This is a genomic window from Microbacterium sp. JAI119 (assembly GCF_013410135.1).
Classification (GTDB): domain Bacteria; phylum Actinomycetota; class Actinomycetes; order Actinomycetales; family Microbacteriaceae; genus Microbacterium; species Microbacterium oxydans.
Window position 1 is genome coordinate 1 of the sequence record NZ_JACCCK010000007.1, and the last position, 22,081, is coordinate 22,081.

Sequence of the window (22,081 nt, forward strand, 5' to 3'; positions counted from 1 at the left end):
CACCAGCATCGAGGAAGGCCCGCCTCATGCGGCGGAGCGACCCAGAGTGGGGAATTTCGATGAGCAGAACCGAGGAATTTCAGTGAGCGCCGTCACCGTCAGCCCAATCGTCGTCGAAGTGAGCTACGAGGACTGGTCGGAGACGGAATCTCTCACGCTCGACTAGCTCCAACCCCTTTATCGCCCCGTGTCTCACAGCATCGGTCCACGCGGGGACAGACGTTTCGGGACCTGCTGGACATGTACATGTTGAAGGCTTCTTTGAGGAAGGACTGACATGGACACCACAGATCAGGATGAGCTCGACCAAGTATTGCGGCGGCTCGCGTCTCCGACGACGCAGATCACCCCGGCGGTGGAGGACGAGCTGGCGTCGATGACGATCGCCACGCGGGGGGCAGCGCGTCCGATCGTACGCAAGCGCGCCTGGCGGCTCTCGCTAACCGCAGGGATTCCGGTCGTCGCGGTGTTCGGCATCGGTGCGGCCGCGATGGCAACGGGTCTGTGGGAGCCATGGGCGCAAACACCCGACGGAACGTTCACGTACACGTTGCCCAGCGGTATGACGTGCGAGCAACGCGTCGGCGACCTCCATTCCGAGAACCCCGACATTCAGCGTGCTGTCCAAGAGATCTTCGCCACGACGGACGTCGTCGCTGAGTCGGATGTCGCCGCGCGGTACGAGCGGCTACTCACTGAGGACTCGGCCCTCGAGTACGCCCAGGCCACGGTTGACAATAGTAGCGGTTTGCCCGGATACAGCACGATCGAGGACGTGATCTACGGGATGGCAGTGCGCACAGCCGTGAACAACACCGTGAATGAAGAACTCGTCGATCGAGGATTGCTCCAGTCCGATGAGCAATATTCGATGTCGCTCCGAGGTCAGTCTCTGTGTGGAGAGGACGCACCGTGAGTCGTCGACGCATGAACGAACGTCAGTCCCGCGGTGTCGACAACATCTCGACGAACGCCGCGGATCTCCTCGCATACTTCGAGTACCGGGCTCGCGGCGCCGAGGCGGCCGATCTGCTGTCAGAGACGATGGCAACAGCATGGCGCCGTATCGATGCCATGCCCGACGAGCCCACTGAGGCGAGGATGTGGCTGTTCGGGATCGCACGAAATACCCTCGCGAACGCGGAACGGGCGGCACAGCGACGATGGAAGCTCGCAGACAAGCTCCGTGCCCATCTCACCACCTCCACGCCAGTCGACGATGACCAGCGCACGATCGAGGTACGCGACGCCGTGAGCCGGCTGACGCCGGACCTGCGCGAACTAATCGGCCTCATCCACTGGGACGGATTCAGCATCACCGACGCAGCCGGCATCATCGGCATCCCCGCATCGACCGCACGAACCCGATATCAGACTGCTCGGCACCAGCTCGCGCGATCTCTAGACCCGATTGGCCCCTCAACTGACGCAGGTGTCTCACCTACCTGCGGTGTCTCATAGCCCATGGGATATGAGACGGCTTCCCCGCCACGTGGGATCGGCTGACGCGCACGAGTGTTGAGGACTTCGGACAGAAGTGCCGACGACTTCGGACATCGACATCCCTGGTGTGCAACACGCCGACGTTTGATCCGCCGAAACCCCCTGCCGAAACAAAACCGCGCCGGAACATCGGTATTACCGTTTTCGGCGCGGTGCGAGCGACACCACCGCCGACGCTTTCACGCGCTATGTCCCGACTGCTACATCGAGGGGGCACCGTGGACACGACGGCGACCGATGTTGGCTCGTGCGGGCATGTTCACGATCTCGCCTACGGCTGCGTGAACCAAGGGCGACGTCTCGAACGTGCAGACGATCTAGCCTCCGGATCGGACGGACAAGTCGAAACGAAGCAGCTACAGCGACGGCCCGAACCGCTGCACTTCGTTGCGGCGGGTTCGTTCCTGCTCAGGGTGGTGGGCCTGGGCGAGGTTCTGCGACCGGTGGAGGGCGGCACGAGCGCGAGTCGCGTCGATCTTCTGCGCCTTCGCCTCGGCCGGTGCCCCGAGCGGTGACGATCCGGTGATCCCGTAGCGGTCCCGGTAGGCGGCGATGGTGCGGGCACCGTAGCGCCATGTCTGGGCAGCACGAAGCTGCTTCGGTTGCGTGCCGAGCTTCGTGACCCACTCGAGTTTCTCTGTGAGCGCGGTGTCGAGGAGCGCATCGGCGCGGTTCTCGATGAGTTTGCGCCGCTCGGCCAGCGCCCGCCGCATATCTGCAGTCATCACGCCGTTGGCCTCGGGGATGAGACCAACGATCAGGCGCGACGCCTTGCGAGCACGGCCGACGCCCGCCGGGCGGGAGGTCGCTTTGGCGACGCGGTCGTGCAGGACAGCGGCGATGTCATCGACGTCTCCGAACCCGCGCGCTCTGACCAGGTGTGGCAGCAGGATCTCGATGTCGTGCTGGTTCGCCTCTGCGCGCCGAAGCTCGGCGGTCAGCGCGCCGAAGACGGGTGAGGCGATCGCGTCCTCGGCATCGTTATCGCCGAGCCCGGAGGATCGGATGAGTGCGGCCCAGCGATCGTGTTGTGCGGCGGCTGCCAGGGTCTCGTACTCGGCGGCGAGCTGACCGATCGAAGGCCAGGTGTCCTGCTCGACAGCGATCGCCTCACGCGCGGACCGTTCAGCGCCGACGTGCTGCAACACACCGAGCAACACGCTTCGGGCGGTTGCTTCGGCGTTGTCGCCGGGGTGCGGGCCGTCGTGGGCGAGGTCGGGTTTGTCGACAGCGACGTAGGCGATGTTCTCTTCGCGGCCGCGGGTCATGGCGACGTAGAACGTCTCCCTGGTCATCGACGCATCCGCCAGCACGTGCGAAGAGTCCACGGTGATGCCCTGCGCCCGGTAAGAAGTGACGGCGTAGCCGAGGTCGAGGTGCTCTGCCGCGTACGCGGCCGGGACCACCACCGACCCGCCCCACCTACGTCCGGCGCGGCGCAGGGTGAGGGCACCATGGTGGTGGACCTGGGTGATCATCCACCGGTCGCCGTTGCGGACCCAGGATCGCCCGGCGCGCAGGCAACGGTTGTTGCGGCGGGTGATGACGGTGTCTCCGGCCGTAGCTCTCGTGCCGTCGTGCAGTTCGACCTCGCGCCGGGCGTTGACGGTGCCGTCGAGGATGAGATCGGCACGCGCTCTGTTGTTGAGGGCTTGGACGGATTCGTTGGAGTCGGACACGAGGACACTGGCCCGGCCCGCGAGAGTATCGGAGCGCCATGCGGTGTAGGCGGCATCGATCATCTCCTCGGTCTCCCCGCCGATCACACGGCCGTGTTTGGCGTAGGTGTCAATGGCCTCGGTGCGCCCGTGCCGCAGGCCGAGGGATGCGGTCTTCTCCCATGAGTTGACGAACCTGTGCACGTCGACCAGCTCCGCAACGTCGTCGCGATCATGAACGAGCAGCGAGAACGCGCCGCCCGCGTCGACGGGCTGGAGCTGCGCGTGGTCCCCGACCAGCAGCACCTTCGCCCCGACCTCCGCCGCCAAGATGGTTATGCGGTCGAGGGAGATAGTGCCCGCCAGCGACGCCTCATCAACGATGACGAGCTGCCCCTTGAGGAACGTCTTGCCGGTGCGGTCGTGGGTGTCGAGCCACTTGGCCGTGTTCTCGGTCTGAATGCCGAGGTCATCGGCCAGGACCTGCGCGGCGACCGCGGACGGCGCGAGCCCGACCACGCTGCTGCGCCCGTGTTCGTGCTCCCACGCCCGCCGCAACGCCGACATCGCGGTAGTCTTCCCCGCCCCGGCCGGGCCCACCAGCACATCGACCACCCGGCCCGAGAGCGCGATCTTCGTCAGCGCGGCCGCCTGGTCGTCGCCGAGCATCCGCCCCTTGCTGTCAGGACGCTTCGCGATCCGTTCGAGGGTCGTCAACGGCAGAGTCGGGGCGGTGGTGGTCCGGGCGCGCTCAAGGAGCCGATCTTCGGCCGCCAGGAGTACCTCGGACGTGAACAGCGCGGAGTGCTTCGGACGGAACACCGATGTCCCATCCGGCCGGCGGAACGCGGCCGGGCTGGACGCGAGTTCGGGCGGGGTCAGGCGTAGCGACGCGGCTTCGGCGGCGTCCACGACCAGTCCGAGGACGGCTTCTCGGTCCTCGGTCGATGCGAACCGGTAGCGCATCGTCTGCCGCGCCGCCTCCGCGGTGAGGTTCCAGCGGTGCCAGGTGGAGCGCTTCTCACCGACCGCGATCACCACGTCCTGCCCGAGCGAGGCGATCACATGCAACGGCATGTCGTCGGCGCGCAGCAGGAGCGGTTTCTCGTTCACCGTGACGGTGCGCGCCCACGCGGTTGTATCCGACCCGAGCACCCGCCCGGCGCGCTCCCGCCAGGATGCGGTGAGGTCGGCCAACGACCGCACCTTCTTCTCGGGCCGGGTGGAAAGCGTAGCCTGGGCGCGGAGCTTCATGATCGTCGCCGCTGACGGCCGCCCGCCATGCGCCTCCACGTACCGGCCGATGAGGCGATCGGTCTCGGAGTCGATGTGCCGGGCGCGGGTGGAGAACTCCGTGATCAGCGCTTCCGGCACCGCGGCGATTGCCCATGCCGGGTTCCGGTCGCGGCCCCTGTCTCGCGCCTCCCACGAGACACCGAGCATCCGGGTTAGGTGGTCAGCGAAGACTGCCTCGTGCAGTTCGGAGAGGGCGACCACGGCGGCGTGCATCGGTCGCCCGTCCAACGACCGCCACTTGTTGTCGAGGACGGTCTGCACCTTGTTGCTGATAACGACGTGCGTGTGCAGGTGCGGATCGCCCGCCCGCGAGTCGTAATGATCGAACGCCGTCGCAGTCAGACCGCGGACGTCGACCTGCGCAACCGCACCGTCACGACCGGTTGCACCGGTGCGGGTGGCCGCAACCTCCCGCTCCATGAACGCAACGACCTCCGCAACCGTCGCATGGTGCGCGTCCGCGATCAACGCCTGCGTCCCCGCATCCGCGACCGCCCACAACACGCTCGCGGACTTCGGGATCGAGAACGTGAAGTCGAACCCCGCCACCGCCCGCCGCGTCCCGCGGTCCGCCTCCTCCGCTTCAATCGCGACGACGGCTTCGGCGAGAGACGCCGGCCCGAGAGCGGGATCGAGTGCCGCGGTGCGCGCCTCGACCCGCTCGGCCACGCTCTGGTATTCGGGATACGCACGGCCGAGCGGTTCACCGGTGATGGGGTCGCGGCCCATGCCGACCAGGAGCTGGAGCTGAGCTTCGGAGACCTGATCACCTACGCCGATCCTCCCGCCACCGAGCACGGTCACCCCGGCCCCAAGCCAGCGACCCGGCGGGGTGCCCTCAGCGTTGTAGTAGCGCGTCAACGGGGTTGAGAGCGAGCGGTCGCCGTCGCCGGCCGCGACGGTGCGCAGCAGGTACTTGTACCCGTCGCCCGCGCTCATCACCCGCATCGACACCGTCACCCCGTCCGCCCTTCTCCTCCTGCTCATCAGGTGAGCAACAGCCCGCAGAAACCGGGCTCACCCTCGATCTGCAAGAGGCGTGGCAGCTGTGCGCGGTACCGTGGCAGGTCGCGGATTCAGCAATATCCGCTAGCCAAGATGGGCTGCGTTGTGAAGGACGTGCGCCTGGGTGCCAACTGAGCTCGAGCACGCGTACGATCAGTTCCTCGGCAACCGTGCTCCGACAACGAATCAGGGCGTGGAAGTGCTTCATATGACGAGCTGATCGTCCGAGACCAGGTTGCCCGTATCCAAGAGGCTCTTTCTACGCGTTCTTACTGCGGTCACTGGAGTACGAAGCTCGCGTGATCGTCTAGGACCTCACCGCAGGGGTGGCTGAGGTCGCGGGCCTCGCTGGGGCGCTCGAAGAGGCCGATGTATACCAGTAGCGGCTTGCGAACGATCGTGTACGAGCGATGACGGTGCCGCAAAATTTGCGGCACCGTCATCATTGCGTGAAGGCCAGCGGCCTTTTCCCTTTAAGGTACGCCGCCGTCCCCGGGAGTCAAGGGCGGCATCGGGCACGCGGTCTCGTCAGATTCAGCCGTTGGACGCGTGGGAGCTATGTGTACACCTATCCGTCGCAGAGCTATAGTCACGCCTCGCCACCGCGGGAGTCGCAGTGTCGTCACTAACGGGCGTGGTACGAGATAGGAGAAAGCGATGAGCGCGGATCACGGCACGGACTCGCCTCGGTTGTTCCTGTCCGAGGAAGAGGCGGCAGCACAGCTCGGCATCCACCGGACGACGCTACGCGCGCTGGCCCTAGATGGCCGCTCCCCCATCGAGCCCGTCAATTTAACCGCGCACAAGCGGATCTACCGTCTCCGCGATCTCGAACGGTTGGGCGGGGTAGCGGAGTGAGCATTGAGTTGCGCCGGACTACAGCCGGAAGGCCCTACTATTTCGTTCGCGTCAAATCTGGTCGCCGGTTGGTGGCATCCAAGGCGTTCGACATCAAGCGAGACGCCGAAGTATGGGAACGGACCCAGAAGCATCTCGTAGAGACAGGCCGCCCGTTACCTCCTCCCCGGACCTTAACGCTCGGGAGACTCGTGACCCAATTCAAGATGGCACGCGCGGGCGGTAACCCGCACAGTGTTGACACTGACGTGAACAACCTGAATGCGCTGCCAGCGCACCTGCTCGAACGCCCACTCGCATCCATCAACGCGAGCGACATCCGCGCCCATCTGCTCGACCAACTGCGCGCCGGAAAGAAGCCATCCACCGTCGCCCGGGCAAAGACCACGCTGAGCGCGCTCTTCACCTTCGCCGCTGCCGAAGGCCTTCTGCATCAGCCGCATCCCGTGCGGTCGATGGCGCGGATCCCCGAGCTTGCAGCACCCGCGCTCCGCCCCGTCAGCCCCCATTCCATCCCTACGTCGCGGATCGTTGCATCGGCTCTCACCGAACTCCGAGGGCGCCGCTCGGATATCGCTGACGTCTTCGAGTTCCTCTCGCTCACGGGACTGCGTTGGGGTGAGCTTCGCGCTCTCCGCACGAATGCCCTGTCGGACGTTCCACTCCCGCAGTTGATCGTCGAGCGCTCACACTCCGACGGCTACGAAGAGAAGGAGCCGAAGTCTTGGCGCGGCACGCGTCTGATCCCGCTCTCCCCTCGAGCGGTGGCCATCTTCCGCGACCATGCTCACGGAAAGCCGCCCGAGGCCTACCTGTTCGCCAACCGCCGCGGCGAGCAGCTGAGCGTGGGCGTTGTCCGCAAGTTCCCTCTCGGCTTCCGCCGGCACGCCCTGCGCCACTACGCCGCATCTACCTGGTTACGGCTGGGAACACCCGTAAACGAGGTCGCCGAGTACCTCGGCGACGATCCGCGCACAGTACTTGCGGTATACGCCCACGTACTGGGAGAGGACCAGCGGCGCGCGCACCTGCGACGCCTCACGGCTTCCGAGGAGCATCCCTTCGAACAGCGTCACGCCCGACGCTCCCCCAACGATCGCCTTCCGGGGCTCGGCAGCTGACACTCCCCCGCGCTGCAACCGCTCGCGGAGCTGATGCATCGACCCGCCGCTATCTGTGAGCGGGACGGCCTCAATGGCTCTAGTCGCAGGGACGCTTGCGACGCATGGAGGGAGCGAACGGCGGCGGCTCCGGGCAGTCCGCAGAATCCGTCACCCGATCGGGGGACACCTGGGGGACACCTGGCGGCCGAAACGCGGCAACAACGCCCTATTGACCCGAGACCTTCAGAACGAAGAAAACCCCGCCTGAGCGGGGATTTTCACTGCGGAGACGAGGGGATTTGAACCCCTGGTCCCCGTGAGGGGACTCCACCTTAGCAGGGTGGTGCACTCGGCCGGACTATGCGACGTCTCCAGGCATCCGGCCGGAAAGCGCGGATGCACCTAGCCATCATAACGGGTCCGGCGAGCGGACACGAACCGCGCCCGGCCGGTCGTCCCTCCTCGTCGTCACCCGCCTGGGATACTGACCGCAGATCACGGACATCGCCAGCCGCTGATCCGGAGGGACGCCATGACCGAGAAGCTGACCGCGCACGGGACCGACTCCTCGCCTTCCAGCGGCCTGTGGACCCGACGCGCAGCCGGGTACGGGGTCGTGCTCGTGCTCCTCGTCGTCTCGTATGGACTGTGCGCGACGCAGCCGAGCACCGACCCGAGCCCGTGGGCCTTCCTGCCGATGCTGGCGACCGTCGCCGTGGTCTTCTACGTCACCGGAGCGACGCGGCTGGCGCAACGTGTGTCGTGGGTGGTGCTCTCCGCTGCCGGTCTCGCCGCGGTCATCGCCGGCGCCCTCGGGCTCGACGGCCCGCTCTTGGCCATCCCGCTCTCCGCCGCCTCGATGCTCGCGCTCCTCGTGGCGCCGTGGGTCATCATCGCCCACCAGGTCACCCGTCGCGGGCTCGACTTCGAAGCGCTCCTGGCTGCGGTCACGGCGTACATCCTCGTCGGGATGTTCTTCGCGTTCGTGTACAACCTGATGTCGCAGCTGTCTCCCACTCCGCTGTTCGGCGACGCGACCGCCGACTCCCTCGGAAACCAGCTGTTCTTCTCCTTCACAGCCCTGACGACGACGGGCTACGGCAACATCGTCCCGGTCGGAACCGGCGGGCAGGCGGTCGCGATCGCCGAGGGGATCACGGGACAGCTGTTCCTCATCACGGCTGTCGCCCGGATCATGCGGGGCGCCAGCGCCAAGCGCACCCCGGCGCCGTCCGAGTGAACCCGCGACAGAGCATCGACACCCGACGAGCCGCAGGGGCAGGAAGAAGCACATGACCACCGTCTCCGCGCCACGCATCGAACACCACCGGGAGCCGCTCGGCATCGGCGAGAGCCGCCCGCGTCTGAGCTGGACCATCGCAGACGCCCCCGCTGACTGGCGACAGCAGTCCTATGCCGTCACGGTGGTGCGCGGCAGCAGCCAGGACCGGGACGAGGAGCGCATCGAGGTGACGTCCGAAAGACAGGTCCTGGTGCCCTGGCCCTTCGGCGCCCTCGACTCGCGCGAGCGCGTCGGCGTGCGCGTGGCAGTGCGGGGCGGCGACGGCAGCTGGTCCGCCGACAGCCCGGAGACCTGGCTCGAGGCCGGCCTTCTCCTGGCAGACGACTGGTCGGCGCGACCGGTGGGGGTCGACCTCGACGAGGATCCGGAGAGCGATGCCCGCCGCGCGACCCTGGTTCGACGCGGCTTCCGCGTCGAGGGCGAGATCGCCAGCGCCCGGCTCTACGCCACGGCGCACGGCTTGTACGAGGCGGAGATCAACGGGGTCCGCGTCGGCTCCGACACGCTCTCACCCGGATGGACGACCTACCGCGAACGCCTGCGGTACTGCACCTACGACGTGACCGCACTGCTCCTCGACGGCGAGAACGCGCTCGGCGCCTGGCTCGGCGACGGCTGGTACCGCGGTCGTCTGGGCTGGCGCGGCGGTCATCGCAACGTCTTCGGCAGCGACCTGTCCTTCCTCGGCCAGTTGGAGCTCGTCTACGTGGACGGACGGCGCGAGACGATCGCGACCGACGAATCCTGGAGGGCATCACTCTCCCCCATCCTCCGTTCCGGCATCTACGACGGCGAGGACTACGACGCACGGCACGAGCACACCGGGTGGACGACCGCGCCGTTCGACGACACCGGCTGGTTCCCTGTCGCCGTGCGCGAACGCGACCCGCGAACCCTGGTCGCCCCGACCGGCCCGCCCGTGCGGGTGACGGAGGAGGTCGCCCCGATCGCCGTGCTCACCTCACCGAGCGGCGCACGCATCCTCGATTTCGGGCAGAACCTCGTCGGCAGGGTCCGCATCCGCGTCGCGGGTTCCCGCGGTGCCACCGTGACGCTGCGCACCGCGGAGGTTCTACAGGAGGGCGAGATCTACACGCGTCCGCTGCGCAGCGCCCGTTCGAGCGACGCCTACACGCTGGCCGGACATCAGGGCGGCGAAGAATGGGAGCCTCGGTTCACCTTCCACGGCTTCCGCTACGTAGACGTCTCGGGGTGGCCGGGCGACCTCGACGCGGATGCCGCGGCCGGCGCGCTCGTCGCCCGTGTGCTCCACACCGACCTCGAGCGCACCGGATGGTTCACGTGCTCCGACCCGCTGGTCGAGCAGCTGCACCGCAACGTGGTCTGGGGCATGCGGGGGAACTTCGTCGACATCCCCACCGACTGTCCGCAGCGCGACGAACGCGTGGGCTGGACGGGCGACGTGCAGGTGTTCGGCCCGACCGCGTCGACACTCTTCGACGTCTCGGGGATGCTGTCCGGCTGGCTCAGAGACGTCGAGGCCGATCAGCTGCCCGACGGCACTGTGCCCTGGTTCGTGCCGGTGATCCCGTCGCACAAGGTCTGGTCTCCGGCCAGGGCTGGTGCCGCCTGGGGAGACGTCGCCACGCTGCTGCCCTGGACCCTGTACGAGCGCTTCGGCGACACCGGCGTGCTGGCGACGCAGTTCGAGAGCGCACGCCGCTGGGTCGACAAGGTCGATTCGCTGGCCGGACCCGACCGACTGTGGGACGAGGGGTTCCAGCTCGGCGACTGGCTCGATCCCGCCGCTCCCCCGCAGGATCCCGGAGCCGGCCGCACGGATCGGTACCTCGTGGCCACGGCCTACTTCGCCAGATCGGCCAGGGCGCTCGCGGAAATGGCCGGGGTGCTCGGGCTCCCCGCAGAGGCTGCGCGCTATGCGACTCTCGCCACCGAGGTCGCCGCCGCCTTCCGCGCGGCCTACGTGCGAGCCGACGGCACGATGACCTCGGACGCTCAGACCGCGTACGCCCTCGCCATCGTGTTCGCGTTGCTCGACGACGACACGCAGCGCGCAGCGGCAGGGGCGCGTCTCGCCGAGCTGGTGCGAGAGGCAGGCAATCGCATCGCGACGGGCTTCGTCGGCACACCGCTGGTCTGCGACGCGCTGACCATGACCGGCCATGCGGACACCGCGTACGACCTGCTGCTCGAGCAGGGCTGCCCGTCGTGGCTGTATCAGGTCGCGCAGGGAGCGACCACGGTCTGGGAGCGCTGGGATGCGATGCTCCCCGACGGCACGGTGAACCCCGGCACCATGACATCGTTCAACCACTACGCGCTGGGCGCCGTCGCCGATTGGCTGCACCGCAGCGTCGCAGGGCTCGCCGCCGCGGAACCGGGCTACCGCCGCATCCGTTTCGCCCCGCGCCCTGGCGGTGGGCTCACGCATGCCTCATCGACGCAGCGCACTCCCTACGGAGTCGCGTCGATCTCGTGGCACGTCGACGGCGACCGACTGCACGTCGACGTCGTGGTCCCGGTCGGCGCGACCGCGGAACTCGACCTGCCAGGAACATCCGTCGAGGAACTCGGGCACGGCTCCCACACGCGGACGGTGCGCATGCGGTCGTGACGGCCTGGCCGAATGCAGACTCCGGTCGCACTCTCCGTCGTTCCCGCTCGGCGGGAGCGATGGAAAGTGCGACCGGAATGTCGCTTGGCACCGACGGGTCAGCGGGCGGCTGAGTCCCCCGCGTTCGCTGCGGCGATGAGCTGCTCGATCTGCTCGAAGTCGACGGGAAGGCCCGGGAAACCGGCCAGGCGACCGATCGGGAACGACGCCATCATCTTCTGCATCGCCTCGTCGTTCGGCATCATCGACGCCGCTGCCGCATCGCCGCCGGACCCGCCCAGAAGACCACCGAGAGCCTGCTGCACGATCGGGCCCGCGACGGGGTGCGACATCAGGTCGCCGACCGAGGAGTTCATGGTCAGCTCCTGGCGCACCGTGTCTCCGGCGATGTCGACGGTCGCGGTGGAGCGGATGTCGCGGCTGGAGGCGGCGACGTCGACGATGTACTCGCCGCCCTCCACCACCCAGCGGTCGACGCGGACATCCCAGTAGGCGAGGTCCTCGCGCCGCACGACCAGCTCGACCGTGCGGGTCTCCCCTGCGGCGAGCGCGACGGAGGAGAAGGCCTTGAGCTCGCGGGGTGCGCGCTGCACGATCGATGTCGCCGGAGCCACGTACACCTGCACCACCTCGCGGCCGTCGCGGTCTCCGGAGTTCGTGACGTCGACGCGCACGACGATGTCGCCGTCCGCTCCGACCTCGGCCGTCGCAGGTGCGTACTCGAACGTCGTGTAGGAGAGACCGTGGCCGAAGGGGAAGGTCACGTCGAGACCCTTCGCGTCGTACCAGCGGTAGCCCACCAGCAGGCCCTCGCCGTAGCGGACATGTCCGAACTCTCCGGGGAAGTTGCCGAACGAGGGGTTGTCCTCGAGCCGCACCGGCACGGTCTCGGTGAGCTTGCCCGAGGGGTTCACCGTCCCGTAGAGCACGTCAGCCACAGCGCTGCCGCCCGCCTGACCGAGCAGCCAGCTCTCGACGATCGCGGGTACACGGTCGGCGAAGGGGAGCGCGACCACGCCGCCGTTCGACAGCACCACCACGACACGAGGGTTCACCGCGAGCACGGCATCGAGCACCGCAAGCTGCTCGGCGGGCAGATCGATGTGGTCGCGGTCGAAGCCCTCCGACTCCTCCGCGGCCGGGAGCCCGAGGAAGAGCACGGCCACGTCAGCCGCCGTCGCGATGTCGACGGCTTCCGCCCGCAGGTCGTCTGCAGAGCGTCCGGACGCGGCGATGGCACCACCTTCGACCGCGAAGCCCGCGGCGTAGGTGACGTGGTCGCCGCCGACGGCGCGCAGTCCGTCGAGGGCCTCGTCGATGCGCGTGGGGTTGATCAGCGAAGAGCCCGCTCCCTGGAACCGCGGCTCGGTCGCGAACGCGCCGATCACGGCGACCTTCTGGTCGTCGGCGAGCGGCAGCAGCGCACCGTCGTTCTTCAGCAGCACGATGGACCGACCAGCGGCCTCCCTGGCCAGCGCGTGGTGCGCGTCGACGTCGAGCGGGCCGGACACGGCAGGACGCCGGGCGGCCTTGCGCACGAGGTCGATCGCGCGACCGGCTGCGGTGTCGAGCACGCTCTCGGCGAGTTCGCCGGCGCGCACGGCTGCGACGAGCTGCGCATCCGTCCTCCCACCGGACGAGGGCATCTCCAGGTCGAGTCCTGCGGCGACGCCGGCGACGCGGTCGTTCACGGCTCCCCAGTCCGAGACGACGAGGCCGTCGAAGCCCCAGTCGTCGCGGAGCACGCTGGTGAGCAGCCAGGGGTCCTCTGAGGTCCAGACGCCGTTGAGCTTGTTGTACGAGCACATGACCGTCCACGGCGCAGCGTCCTTCACGACACGCTCGAATCCGCGCAGGTAGATCTCCCGCAGCGGACGCGGATCCACGTCGGAGCTCGCGCGCATGCGGTCGAACTCCTGGTTGTTCGCAGCGAAGTGCTTGAGCGAGGTGCCGACGCCCTTCGACTGGATGCCGCGGACGGACGCGGCTCCGAGCACGCCCGACACGATCGGGTCTTCCGAGAAGTACTCGAAGTTGCGGCCGCACAGCGGTGAGCGCTTGATGTTGATGCCGGGTCCGAGCACGACCGCGACGTCCTCGATCGCGGCCTCGATGCCGATCGCGGCGCCCACCCGCTCGATGATCTCGGGATCCCACGATGAGCCGATACCGACGGCGGGCGGGAAGCACGTGGCCGGGACGCTGCTCGCGAGGCCGAGGTGATCGGTGCTGCCCGACTGCTTGCGCAGACCGTGCGGTCCGTCGGTCATCATCACCGACGGGATGCCCACGCGGTCGATCGCCTTCGTCGTCCAGAAGTCCGCACCGCTGGTGAGCGAAGCCTTCTCCTCGAGGGTCAGGTCGGAAGCCGAGTTCTCGGTCATTGTGTTCCTTTCGCGGGCGACGGCGATGTCCTTGCGAAAACCTTATGCCTTTCAGTATTAGATTTCAAACGTCATTCAGGATTAGGGTCGAGTCATGGCACGACGAGGTTCGTACGCGAAGGGTGTCGCGAGGCGCGAGGAGATCCTCGAGAGCGCCCTCGACGTGATCGGACGCAAGGGGTATCAGAACGCCTCGCTCAAGGAGATCGCCGAGGTCGTCGGTGTCACACCCGCCGCCCTCCTGCACTACTTCGGATCGAAGGAGGAGCTCTTCACCGAGGTGCTCCGCACCCGCGATGCGCATGACGGTCTCGACCCGACAGGACTCGGGGCCGACGATGCCCGCACCGCCTTCCTCGACGTGATCCGCCACAACACCGAGGTTCCCGGCATCGTCGCGTTGTTCTCGCGGCTCTCGGTGGATGCCGCCGACCCGGAGCATCCGGCCCACCAGTACTTCCTTGACCGCAGCGAGCGGCTGAGGGAGTCGATCGCCGACGGCTTCGGAGCCGACGGTCGCCGCTCCCCCCTGGATCCGGACGCCCTCGCCCGCGTGATCCAGGCCGCGTCCGACGGACTTCAGCTGCAGTGGATGATCGACCCGACCGTCGACATGCCCGGCATCATGGGCGCCCTCATCGACGCACTGCTTCCTCCGACTCCACCCACCTGAGTCGTCGAGACCCATCACCATCGCCGAGACCCATCGCAGGATGCGTCGCCGGCGATGGGTCTCGACGCGGAACGTGGGTCTCGACGCGTCTCACCCCTTCACGGCACCGCCGAGACCTGCCGAGCGCAGGAACACCGACTGGAAGACGAGGAACATCGCGATCGGGATCAGGGTCGCGATCGCGAGCGCGGCCAGGAACACGTCCAGTTCGGTCTGCGACTGCACGGCGGGGAGCCGCACCGACAGCGGCTGCACCGCGGGATCGGGCAGCACCAGCATGGGCCAGAGATAGTCCTTCCACGCGGCGATGATCGCGAAGACCGAGACCACCCCGAGGATCGGCTTCGACATCGGCAGCACGATCGACCAGAACAGCCGGAAGGGTCCGGCGCCATCCGTGCGCGCGGCCTCGAACACCTCGCGCGGAAGGCTGTCGAAGAACCGCTTCACCAGCAGGATGTTGAAGGCGTTCGCACCCATCGGCAGCCACACCGCGAGGTAGTTGTTGAGCAGGCTCACATCGCCCAGCAGCGGTGGACGCACGATCGTCAGGTACAGCGGCACCAGCAGCACGATCCCGGGGATGAACAGCGTCGCCAGCACCAGCGCGTTGAGGATGGGCGCGTAGGTCGGGCGCAGCACCGAGAGCGCATAGCCCGCCGTCGTCGCGATGAACAGCTGCACGAACCAGGCCCCGAGCGCGATGATCACCGTGTTGAGGAAGTACTGGTCGATGTGGATGTCGTTCCACGCGGTCGAGAGGTTCTCCCAGTCCATGCCGTTCGGCCACAGCGCGAACGGCTGCTGCAGGGTGTCCTGCGTCGGCGTGATCGCCGACTTCGCGAGCCACAGGATGGGACCGAGTCCGGCGACGACCAGCCCGACGGCGAGGAACACGTGCGTGAGCGTCATCCCGATGCGGATGCCGGGGCGCCGACGTTCGGAGTCGGAGATGACGGTGCGATCGCCCGCACTGTCAGCGGCCTTCTCCGCGGCCCTCTCTGCGGCGCGGGTCGAGAGGCGGGTGGTGAGGCTCACGTCGTGCTCCAACGGTCGGTCAGCTTGAAGTACAGCCAGGAGAGGAGGGCGAGGATGATCGCCAGCAGCACTGAGACAGCCGTGGCCTCGCCGTAGTCGCCGCCCAGGCTGTTCCGGAAGGCCTTGTCGTAGATGTACAACAGCACGGTCTTGGTCGCTCCCGCGGGGCCACCGCCGGTGAACAGGAACGGCTCGAGGAAGACCTGAGCGGTCGCGATCACCTGCAGGATCAGCATGATGAAGAGGATGCCGCGCAGTTGCGGCAGCGTGACGTGCCAGACCTTCTTCCAGACGCCGGCACCGTCGACCTCGGCCGCGTCGTAGAGCTCCGGTGGCACACCCAGGAGCGCCGCGAGGTAGATGATGATCGATCCGCCGGCTCCGGCCCAGGTGGCTTCCAGCACGAGCGAGGGCATGGCCTGCACCGCGTCCTGGATCCACGGCTGCGGCGGAATGCCCACGAACCCGAGCACGGTGTTGAACACACCGGACGGATCGGCGCTGTAGAAGAACTTCCACAGCAGCACGGCCACGACCGGCGGGATGACGACCGGGAGATAGGCGAGCGCGGAATAGATGCCCTTGCCGCGGCGCACCTCGCTCATGAGTACGGCCATCAGCAGGGGCAGCGGGAACCCGAAGAGCAGAGCGAGCACGGCGAACCACAGCGTGTTGACCACAGCGCGGCCGAGTTCGGGGTCACCGATCACCGCGAGGTAGTTGTCGAACCCGACCCACTCGGAGACGATCAGGTTGGTCTTCTGCAGGCTCATGACCACCGACTGCACGATCGGCGACCACGAGAAGAACACGAACACGAACAGCATCGGGAGCACGAACAGGAGGTTCGCGAGCCCGCCGCCGCGGAACCAGGTGAGGGGTGAGCGGCGGCGGGAGCGGCGCACAGCGGGCGGCGGAGAATCCTCCACCGCCGCCCGCTGCTCGGGGAGCGTCATCGTCATGAAGGGTTACTCGTCGAGCTTCGCCTGCGCATCGCTCTGCGCCTGGGCAAGGAGAGCGTCGATGTCGGCGTTCTGGTCGGTCAGGACCTTCTGCACCACGGTGTCGAGCAGGGCGTAGACCTCCTGCGTCTTGACCTTCGGCTCCCCCACCGGCGTCTGATCCCAGATGCGGTCGCTGAACGGCGCCATCTGGTCTACCGGCACGTTGATGTAGTCGGCGATCCACTCCTGCGACTCGTCGTACAGCTCGCGGCTGAGCACCGGCAGCAGCGGAGTGCCGACGGCCTGGCCCGACTCGTTCAGGGTCTTCGCGTCGAGCACCGCGGCGTCCTTGTCCATGAGCTTCTGCATGTAGTACCAGTCGATCCAGGTCACTGCGGCTTCCTTGGTCGCGTCGTCGACCGTGGGGCTGATCACCGCGATGTCACCGCCGCCGAGCGTGCCGGGGTCGTCGCCTTCCATGGGCACGACGGTCATGCCGTAGATGTCCGAGTCCATGCCGAAGTCGCGCACGAGAGCGGTGTAGATGTCGGAGCCGGAGGTGTACATGCCGATGTTGCCCGCGGCGAACTCCTGGTTGATGGTCCCCCAGTCGAGGTCGACCTTCGAGCCGAAGGCGTTGTCCTCCCACTTCACGTCGTGCAGGAACTGGAGGGAGGCCTTGGTCGCGTCGTTGTCGATCATCGACTCGGCGGTGCCGTCCCCGTTGTCGGTCTGCGTGCGACCACCGCGGGCCACGGTCTGCGACGTGAGCTGCCATCCACCGGTGTTGTTGATGGCCATCTGCGCATAGCCGGCCTTGCCGGTGGCGTCCGTGATCTTCTTGGCGGCCTCGCGGATCTCGTCCCACGTCTCCGGAGGGCTGTCGGGGTCGAGCCCCGCCTGCTCGAACAGGTCGCGGTTGTAGTGCAGTGCTGCGGCGTACGCCTGCCGCGGGAAGCCGTAGATCTTGCCGTCGGCGCCGGTGACCCCGTCGAGGATGATGGGGTTGAACTTGTCCGTGTAGCCGAGCTCTTCGATCGCGTCGGTCACATCCATCAGCTGCCCGTTCTCGAGCAGGGTCTTGGAGTCGGTGAACGGCACGGTGAAGACGTCGGGCAGGCTTCCCCCGGCGAGCTGCACGGCGAACGTGGGGCCTTCCCATTCGTACTCGACACCGATGATGTCGATATCGGGGTGTTCCTTCTCGAACTGCTTCTCCTGCGCGGCGAACGCATCGTACGCGGCCGCATCCGCCCCGGGCGGGAACGTCGCGACGCGCAGCTCGAGGCGTCCGTCGGCGCCGTCCCCGTCGCCGGCGGACGTGCATCCGGCAAGGGCGCCGACCGTCGCGAGCACGGCGATGCCGGCGACCATGGCCTTCGTTGGTGACTTCATTGTCTGTCCTTCCATGTGGTGCTGAACGGGTGGTGCAGGATCACGACGGCGCTCACTGCGAGCGCGTGGGGGTGGCGCGCAGAGCGAGCCAGGCTGTGGAGTCGGGTGGGAGCACGCCGTCGAGCGGCGCACTGGAGAGGAGGACCTCATGGTGTGCAGGCAGCGGCACGGCGACCGCCCCGAGGTTGGTGACGCTGAGCGTGCCGTCACCACGGCGGAATGAAAGGACGTCGGCGCCCAGTTCGAGCCACTCCAGGTGGTCGCCGGCGAAGTCGTCGATGCGCCGTCGCAGAGCGATCGCCGTGCGATACAGGTTGAGCGTCGAAGAGGGGTCCGCATCCTGCGCCTCGACGGTGAGCGCCGCCCAGTCCTCGGGTTGCGGCAGCCAGGGAGCGCCACCGAAGCCGTAGGGGCTCGTCGCCCCCGTCCAGGGCAGCGGCACTCGGCAGCCGTCGCGTCCCGGGTCGACCCCGCCGGAGCGGAAGTGCATGGGGTCTTCGATCGCGTCGAGCGGCAGCTCGACCTCAGGAAGGCCGAGTTCGTCCCCCTGGTAGATGTAGAGACTGCCCGGCAGCGCGGCGACGAGCAGCGCGGCGGCGCGGGCCCTTCGCGCACCGCGAGCCGGGTCGGTCGGGGTGCCGAAGCGCTTGCGCTCGAAGGCGAAAGAGGAATCCGCCTGCCCGTACCGCGTGACCGGACGCGTGACGTCGTGGTTCGAGAGCACCCACGTGGCCGGGGCACCGACCGGCGCATGCTCCGCGAGGGTGCGGGTGATGGAATCGCGCATGGCACGCGCACTCCACGGCTGCGTCATGAAGCCGAAGTTGAAGGCGGTGTGCATCTCCCCCGGGCGCAGGTACCGGGCGAATCGCTCTGCATCCTCGAGCCACACCTCGCCCACGAGCACCCGCTCCCCGTCGTACTCGTCGGCGACCGCACGCCACTCGCGATAGATGTCGTGCAGCTCGTCGCGGTCGATGTGCGGATGGTCCACCGTGGGCGCCGAACCTGCGGGGAGGTCGGGAAGCGCGGGGTCCTTGACGGGAAGAGCCGCCGAGTCGATCCGGACACCCGCGACCCCGCGGTCGAACCAGAACCGCAGGACGTCTTGGTGCTCACGTCGCACATCGGGGTGGTTCCAGTTCAGGTCCGGCTGCTCGGGGGTGAACAGATGCAGGTACCACTCGCCGTCGGTGCCGTCGGGGTTCCGCGTGCGCGACCAGGTCTCGCCCTGGAAGCTCGACACCCAGTTCGTCGGGATGACGTCGCCGTGCTCCCCGCGGCCGTGGTGGAACCAGAACCGTTCCCGCTCCGGACTGCCTGGACCCGCCGCCAGCGCCCGCTGGAACCACTCGTGCTGATCCGAGATGTGATTGGGCACGATGTCGACGATCGTGCGGATGCCCAGAGCGAGCGCCTCCGCGATCAGCTGCTCCGCTTCCTCCAGGGAGCCGAAACGGGGATCGATGCGGCGGTAGTCCTGCACGTCGTACCCGCCGTCGGCGAGGGGGCTCAGGTACCACGGGGTGAACCAGAGCGCGTCCACCCCGAGGCTCTTCAAGTACGGGAGCCTCGAGCGGACACCCGCGAGATCGCCGATGCCGTCGCCGTTTCCGTCCGCGAAGCTGCGCACGTACACCTGGTAGATCACGGCCGTCCGCCACCAGCCGTCTCCAGCAGGCATGGTCAGGGTGCCGGCGGGTGCCGTCGTGCGCAGAACGTCAGTGTCCACGGAACTCCTCGTCGTCGGTGGCGATGAGTCGAATGTAGCTTTCTCAATCACTTAACGCAAGAACTAAACGAGTTGTCGCAAATTTGCGATGATTTGCGGGCACAGCAATCAGCGCACCGTCGGGGCCTGGGTCAGAGGGGCAGGGGCCCCGTCGAGGCGCGCAGCACCAGTTCGGGCTCGAACAGGAGCTCGTCGCTCGGCTGAGCCGTGCCGGCGATCTGCGCGAGCAGGAGGGCGATCACAGCTCGCCCCATCGACTCGATCGGCTGCCGAACCGTGGTCAGCGGCGGCTCGGTGCAGCTCATCAGCGCGGAGTCGTCGAATCCGACGATGCTCACGTCACCCGGCACCGACAGCCCGGCACGCCGCGCCGCGCGCACCGCCCCGAGCGCCATCGGGTCGCTCGCGCACACGATCGCCGTCGCACCGGCGGCGAACAGTCGTGAAGCCCCCGCCTGGCCGGACTCGAGCGAGTACATGCCGCGCACGACGAGTTCGTCCGCCAGCGGTGCGCCGAGCGATTCGAGCAGACGTCGCGCCGATTCGAGCTTGCGGCGGGACGGGATGTGATCCTCCGGCCCCAGCAGCAGGCCGATCTTCCGATGCCCGAGCTGGTGCACGTGCAGCACCGCCTGTTCCGCGGCGGCGGCGTCGTCGGTCGACACCGTGGCGAACGAGAGCTCCGGCACGCGGGCGTTGACGAGCACGGTCGGGAGGTTCACTTGACGCAGGCGCTCGTAGTGCTGATGCGCGGCATCGGCCTGCGTGTAGTTCCCCCCGAGGAAGATGACGCCGGACACCTGCTGCGCGAGGAGCAGGTCGACGTAGTCCGACTCCGTCACACCTCCGGCATTCTGCGTGCAGAGCAGCGGCGTGTACCCGTTCTGGGTGAGCGCACCGCCGACGATCTCGGCGAATGCGGGGAAGATCGGATTCTGCAGCTCGGGCAGCACCAGGCCCACGAGGCGGGCGCGTTCTCCGCGCAGCTTCGTCGGCCGCTCGTAGCCCAGGACGTCGAGGGCGGTGAGGACCGCCTGGCGCGTGGCGTCCGAGACCCCCGGCTTCTCGTTGAGCACGCGACTGACCGTCGCCTCACTCACTCCGACCTTGCGGGCCACCTCGGCGAGTCGCTTCGACATGCAGCCAGTGTACGCAAGTCCTTGCAAGAAGGCGCAAGCGGTTTGCGCTCCCTCGCGGAGTCGTCAGCGGACGTTGCCGTTGGAGCAGGTCTGCTGCGCGGCGGAGTTGCCCTTGATCGAATCGGGAAGCGCCACGACGTTGTCGGGGGTCGCTGCCGGGTCCGGAGTCGCCGCCGTGTCGGTCGGCTGTTCGCCGGCTGTGGTCGGCTCCTGCACGATCACACCGTCGTTGCGGTTGTTCTCGTGCGTGATCTGCAGCTGCGCGTTCTCGGCGAGCGCATCCCAGAGCGCAGCAGCTGCGGTGTAGTTGGGGACGACCTTGTTGGGGTTCGCCGAGTCCGCGCCGTTGGGGTACTGCACGAAGACGATGTCCTCGAACGGCACGGACTTGACCGCGAGCGCGATCTGCACGAGCGTCATCGGATTCGTGAGCGACTCGCTCGGTTCGAGGTTCTGGATCGCGGTGTTCGCGAGCTTGAGCATCACCGGGACGTTGCCGAGCACCTCGCCGCTGATCATCTTGCGGGCCAGGCTCGACATGTACTGCTGCTGATTGCCGATGCGGCCGAGGTCGCTGCCGTCACCGACCCCGTGGCGGGTGCGCAGGAACTGGAGCGCCTGCAGCCCCTCCACCGTGTGCGTGCCCGCAGCCATGTCGAGTCCGGTGTAGCGGTCCTTGATCGGGTTGGCGAGGCAGACGTCCACGCCTCCGATGGCGTTCGTGATCTCGATCACGCCGCCGAAGGTGACGCCGGCCGCGAACTGGATCTCCTGATCGGTCAGCTCGGAGATGGTCTTCACGACGCAGTTCAGGCCGCCGTCCGTGTACGCCGTGTTCAGCGGCTGCTTGCTCATCGCAGAGGTGGCGTTGCCGTTCTTGTCCGTGCAGGACGGGATCGGGACCATCAGGTCTCGGGGGAAGCTGACCACCGTGATGCGGCGCGGCTCCTGCGAGACGTGGACGAGCAGGTTCACGTCATTGAGCGTTCCCTCGGCGTCAGCTCCCGTGCACCGCTCGCCGAACAGGTCCTTGTACTTCTCCTCGCAGGTGTCCACCCCGGTGAGCACCATGTTGAAGCCGCCCTCGTACTCGCCGATGTCCGGCGGGATGGGGTCCTGGCCCTCGATCTCGACAGCATTCGCCGAGACCGTGCTCGTGAGGTCGTAGAAGACGTAGGCGCCGACGCCGAGGCCGCTCACCAGGACCACGGCGAGGCCGATGGCGATGAACTTCAGGAGTTGGCCGACGGTACCGGGAGTACCCAGCTGACCATGGCGCGCGATCGTGTGCCGGCGTCGGGGGTTCTGGCTCACTCGGGACCTTTCGGATTCAGCGCCGGTGCGGGGGACACCGTGCTCACAATGCGGAGGGTGTGGGATTCGAACCCACGAGACATCTCTGCCCACTGGTTTTCAAGACCAGCTCCATCGGCCGCTCGGACAACCCTCCCGGC

15 protein-coding genes and 2 tRNA genes are annotated in these 22,081 nt (G+C 67.6%); 7 read left to right on the plus strand and 10 right to left on the minus strand.

Annotation, left to right across the window (positions count from 1 at the left end):
• The first annotated feature begins 277 nt into the window (after positions 1 to 277).
• Entirely contained in the window at positions 278 to 916 is a 639-nt protein-coding gene (locus HDC31_RS18880) for a hypothetical protein (RefSeq protein WP_113680707.1), read from the plus strand.
• 11 nt (positions 917 to 927) lie between these two features.
• A complete protein-coding gene (locus tag HDC31_RS18885; RefSeq protein WP_113680708.1) occupies positions 928 to 1,461 on the plus strand; it encodes an RNA polymerase sigma factor in 534 nt (177 codons plus the stop codon).
• Between the two features lie 398 nt (positions 1,462 to 1,859).
• On the opposite strand, the gene mobF is transcribed toward HDC31_RS18885, so the two are convergent.
• Complete coding sequence (gene mobF / locus HDC31_RS18890) at positions 1,860 to 5,444, minus strand: MobF family relaxase (protein WP_257022362.1); 3,585 nt, start codon at positions 5,442 to 5,444, stop codon at positions 1,860 to 1,862.
• A gap of 675 nt (positions 5,445 to 6,119) precedes the next feature.
• On the opposite strand from mobF, the gene HDC31_RS18895 reads away from it, so the two are divergent.
• Both HDC31_RS18895 and HDC31_RS18900 read left to right on the plus strand, forming a co-directional pair.
• Entirely contained in the window at positions 6,120 to 6,320 is a 201-nt protein-coding gene (locus HDC31_RS18895; protein ID WP_113680709.1) for a helix-turn-helix domain-containing protein, read from the plus strand.
• Between the two features lie 248 nt (positions 6,321 to 6,568).
• Complete coding sequence (locus tag HDC31_RS18900) at positions 6,569 to 7,441, plus strand: tyrosine-type recombinase/integrase (protein ID WP_179516416.1); 873 nt, start codon at positions 6,569 to 6,571, stop codon at positions 7,439 to 7,441.
• A gap of 266 nt (positions 7,442 to 7,707) precedes the next feature.
• On the opposite strand, the gene HDC31_RS18905 is transcribed toward HDC31_RS18900, so the two are convergent.
• A tRNA-Ser gene (locus tag HDC31_RS18905) sits at positions 7,708 to 7,796 on the minus strand.
• 159 nt (positions 7,797 to 7,955) lie between these two features.
• On the opposite strand from HDC31_RS18905, the gene HDC31_RS18910 reads away from it, so the two are divergent.
• Positions 7,956 to 8,663: a potassium channel family protein gene (locus HDC31_RS18910; RefSeq protein WP_058631517.1), complete on the plus strand. Its 708-nt coding sequence runs from the start codon at positions 7,956 to 7,958 to the stop codon at positions 8,661 to 8,663.
• A 52-nt stretch (positions 8,664 to 8,715) separates the two neighbouring features.
• On the plus strand, positions 8,716 to 11,322 hold the full coding sequence (locus tag HDC31_RS18915) for an alpha-L-rhamnosidase (protein WP_179516417.1): 2,607 nt from the start codon (positions 8,716 to 8,718) through the stop codon (positions 11,320 to 11,322).
• Positions 11,323 to 11,420: 98 nt separating this feature from the next.
• Here HDC31_RS18915 and HDC31_RS18920 read toward each other — a convergent pair whose 3' ends face one another.
• Positions 11,421 to 13,706 carry a glycoside hydrolase family 3 C-terminal domain-containing protein gene (locus HDC31_RS18920; protein WP_113680712.1) on the minus strand — a complete coding sequence of 762 codons (2,286 nt, stop codon included), beginning with the start codon at positions 13,704 to 13,706 and terminating at the stop codon, positions 11,421 to 11,423.
• Between the two features lie 94 nt (positions 13,707 to 13,800).
• Here HDC31_RS18920 and HDC31_RS18925 point away from each other — a divergent pair, with 94 nt between their 5' ends.
• Complete coding sequence (locus HDC31_RS18925) at positions 13,801 to 14,379, plus strand: TetR/AcrR family transcriptional regulator (RefSeq protein WP_046746725.1); 579 nt, start codon at positions 13,801 to 13,803, stop codon at positions 14,377 to 14,379.
• A 90-nt stretch (positions 14,380 to 14,469) separates the two neighbouring features.
• Here HDC31_RS18925 and HDC31_RS18930 read toward each other — a convergent pair whose 3' ends face one another.
• The 7 genes from HDC31_RS18930 to HDC31_RS18960 all read right to left on the minus strand — a co-directional run bounded on the left by HDC31_RS18930 (position 14,470) and on the right by HDC31_RS18960 (position 22,077).
• Positions 14,470 to 15,417 carry a carbohydrate ABC transporter permease gene (locus tag HDC31_RS18930; protein ID WP_046746726.1) on the minus strand — a complete coding sequence of 316 codons (948 nt, stop codon included), beginning with the start codon at positions 15,415 to 15,417 and terminating at the stop codon, positions 14,470 to 14,472.
• The gene (locus HDC31_RS18935; protein ID WP_171010978.1) at positions 15,414 to 16,379 is read right to left on the minus strand and encodes a carbohydrate ABC transporter permease; all 966 of its coding nucleotides are present in this window, start codon (positions 16,377 to 16,379) and stop codon (positions 15,414 to 15,416) included. Before HDC31_RS18935 ends, HDC31_RS18930 begins: the two co-directional genes overlap by 4 nt.
• Before the next feature lie 6 nt (positions 16,380 to 16,385).
• Positions 16,386 to 17,756: an ABC transporter substrate-binding protein gene (locus HDC31_RS18940; protein ID WP_179516418.1), complete on the minus strand. Its 1,371-nt coding sequence runs from the start codon at positions 17,754 to 17,756 to the stop codon at positions 16,386 to 16,388.
• Between the two features lie 52 nt (positions 17,757 to 17,808).
• The gene (locus HDC31_RS18945) at positions 17,809 to 19,440 is read right to left on the minus strand and encodes a glycoside hydrolase family 13 protein (protein ID WP_113680721.1); all 1,632 of its coding nucleotides are present in this window, start codon (positions 19,438 to 19,440) and stop codon (positions 17,809 to 17,811) included.
• Between the two features lie 179 nt (positions 19,441 to 19,619).
• Complete coding sequence (locus HDC31_RS18950; protein WP_141370503.1) at positions 19,620 to 20,627, minus strand: LacI family DNA-binding transcriptional regulator; 1,008 nt, start codon at positions 20,625 to 20,627, stop codon at positions 19,620 to 19,622.
• Positions 20,628 to 20,690: 63 nt separating this feature from the next.
• Positions 20,691 to 21,941, minus strand: a complete 1,251-nt coding sequence (locus HDC31_RS18955; RefSeq protein ID WP_061018215.1) for an LCP family protein — start codon at positions 21,939 to 21,941, stop codon at positions 20,691 to 20,693.
• Between the two features lie 51 nt (positions 21,942 to 21,992).
• A tRNA-Ser gene (locus HDC31_RS18960) sits at positions 21,993 to 22,077 on the minus strand.
• Between the last annotated feature and the right edge of the window lie 4 nt (positions 22,078 to 22,081).